1 pseudogene is annotated in these 2,426 nt (G+C 68.0%); it reads left to right on the forward strand.

Annotated features, from left to right (window positions below):
* Nucleotides 1-132: 132 nt before the first annotated feature.
* Nucleotides 133-2,426: pseudogene (locus tag GYA94_RS17815) on the forward strand (condensation domain-containing protein); the annotation flags it as partial.

Below are 2,426 nucleotides of genomic sequence, written 5' to 3' on the forward strand. Positions count from 1 at the left end.
GTCAGACCTGGGCGGCGATGGTAACCGCGCGCAAGGCCTGCGACGGCCAAGTACGGCTCGCCCAGAACGCCCACCGGCACCGGTTGCAGCTCGGCATCGAGGATATAGCAGGCAAGCGCTGCCGAGCGGATCGCCCAGCAGCACGGTGTCCCAAGCTGCCCGAAGGCGGGCCTGTACAACCTGTACGGCCCGACCGAGGCGGCCATCGACGTGACCCACTGGACCTGCCGCGGGGAAGGGCGGGACAGCGTGCCGATCGGTGAGCCTATCGCCAACCTGGCCTGCTACATCCTCGATGCCGAGCTGCAACCGGTGCCGGTGGGCGTGCTGGGCGAGCTGTACCTGGCCGGCGCAGGCCTGGCGCGCGGTTACCACCGCCGCCCGGGGCTGACCGCCGAGCGTTTCGCCGTGAGCCCATACGGCAATGGCGAGCGCATGTACCGCACCGGCGACCTGGCGCGCTACCGTGCGGACGGGGTGATCGAGTACGCCGGACGTATCGACCACCAGGTCAAGCTGCGTGGCCTGCGCATCGAGCTGGGTGAGATCGAGGCGCGTCTGCTGGAGCACGACCTGGTGCGTGAAGCCGTGGTGACCGTGCCGGACGGCAAGCAACTGGTCGGTTATGTGGTGCTGGCCAGCGAGGCCGCCGATTGGCAGGCACAACTGGCCGAGCACCTGCACCGTGGCCTGCCGGACTACATGGTGCCGAACCAGTGGCTGGTACTGGACGGCCTGCCGCTGTCGCCCAACGGCAAGCTGGACCGCAAGGCTTTGCCTGCCGTGGATGCTGCGCAATCGCAGCGTGCCTACGTGGCGCCGCAGAGTGAACTGGAACAACAGGTCGCGGCGATCTGGGCACAGGTGCTCGGGCTTGAGCGGGTCGGCCTGACGGACAACTTCTTCGAACTGGGCGGGCATTCGCTGTTGGCTACCCAGGTGTTCTCGCGCCTGCGCGCGCTAGGCATAGACGCACCGCTCAAGGTGCTGTTCGAGCATGCCAGCCTGCAGAGCTTCGTCGCCAGCCTGCCAGCACCGTCGTTGGCGGCGCGGGCCCCGGCCATCCGGCCGACGCCGCGCGATGCGGCGCTGCCGGTGTCCTATGCCCAGCAACGCCAATGGTTCCTCTGGCAGCTGGAGCCCCACAGCAGCGCCTACCACATTCCCATGGTCCTGCGCCTGAACGGCAGCCTCGATCGCGCGGCACTGCAACACAGCTTCGATGCGCTGGTCGAGCGTCATGAGACCCTGCGTACCCGCTTCGTCGAAAGCGACCAGGGCATCGTCCAGGTGATCGAGCGCTCGGCTGCGCGGGTCATCGCCCATGAACGACTGGCGGACGAGGCCACCCTTGGGGCGCGTGTCGCCGAGGAGATCCGCCAGCCGTTCGACCTGGCCCGCGGCCCGCTGCTGCGAGCCCGTCTGCTGGAGCTGGCGGCCGACGACCAGGTGCTGGTGCTGACTCAGCACCATATCGTCTCGGATGCCGCATCCATGCAGCTGATGGTTGGCGAACTGATCGATGGCTATACCCGCTACCGCGAAGGCGATGCCGCCCCACTGCCTGCCCTGGCGCTGCAATATGCCGACTACGCCCGTTGGCAGCGTGAGTGGATGGAGGCTGGTGAGCGTGAGCGGCAACTGGCCTACTGGGTCGGGCAACTGGGCAGCGAGCAGGATGTGCTGGCCTTGCCGCTGGACCGCCCGCGTCCTGCCGAGCAGAGCTATCGCGGGGCCCAGCTCGACCTGGCCGTGCCGTCGGCGTTGAAGGACGGCCTCGAGGCATTGGCCCGCCGCCAGGGCGCGACCCTGTTCATGGTGCTGCTGGCGTCGTTCCAGGCCTTGCTGCATCGCTACAGTGGGCAGCGCGACATCCGCGTCGGCGTGCCGGTGGCCAACCGCAACCGGGTCGAGACCGAAGGGCTGATCGGCTTCTTCGTCAACACCCTGGTACTGCGGGCCGATATCGATCCACGCCAGCCGTTCGGCGTGCTGCTGCAACAGGTGCGGCAGGCTGCGCTGGGCGCCCAGGCGCACCAGGACCTGCCATTCGAGCAACTGGTGGATGCGTTGGCGCCCACCCGCAGCCTCAGCCACAGCCCGTTGTTCCAGGTGATGTTCAACCACCAGGCCGCCGCGCTTGCGCCGGTACGCGCCGTGCCAGGCTTGGCGGTCCAGGCCATGGCCTGGGACAACGACACCACCCAGTTCGACCTGAGCCTGGACACCTGCGAGACCGCTGAAGGGCTGAGCGCTTCGCTGATCTACGCCACTGACCTGTTCGACCACGCCACCATCGTGCGCCTGGGTGAGCATTGGCTGAACCTGCTGCAAGCCATTGTCGAGCAACCGCACCAACCGGTGGCCGAACTGCCATTGCTGGCGGCCGCCGAGCGCGAGCGCACCTTGGTCACGTGGAACGCCAC

The sequence above is a fragment of the Pseudomonas juntendi genome, assembly GCF_009932375.1.
In the GTDB taxonomy this organism is placed as follows: Bacteria; Pseudomonadota; Gammaproteobacteria; order Pseudomonadales; family Pseudomonadaceae; genus Aquipseudomonas; species Aquipseudomonas juntendi.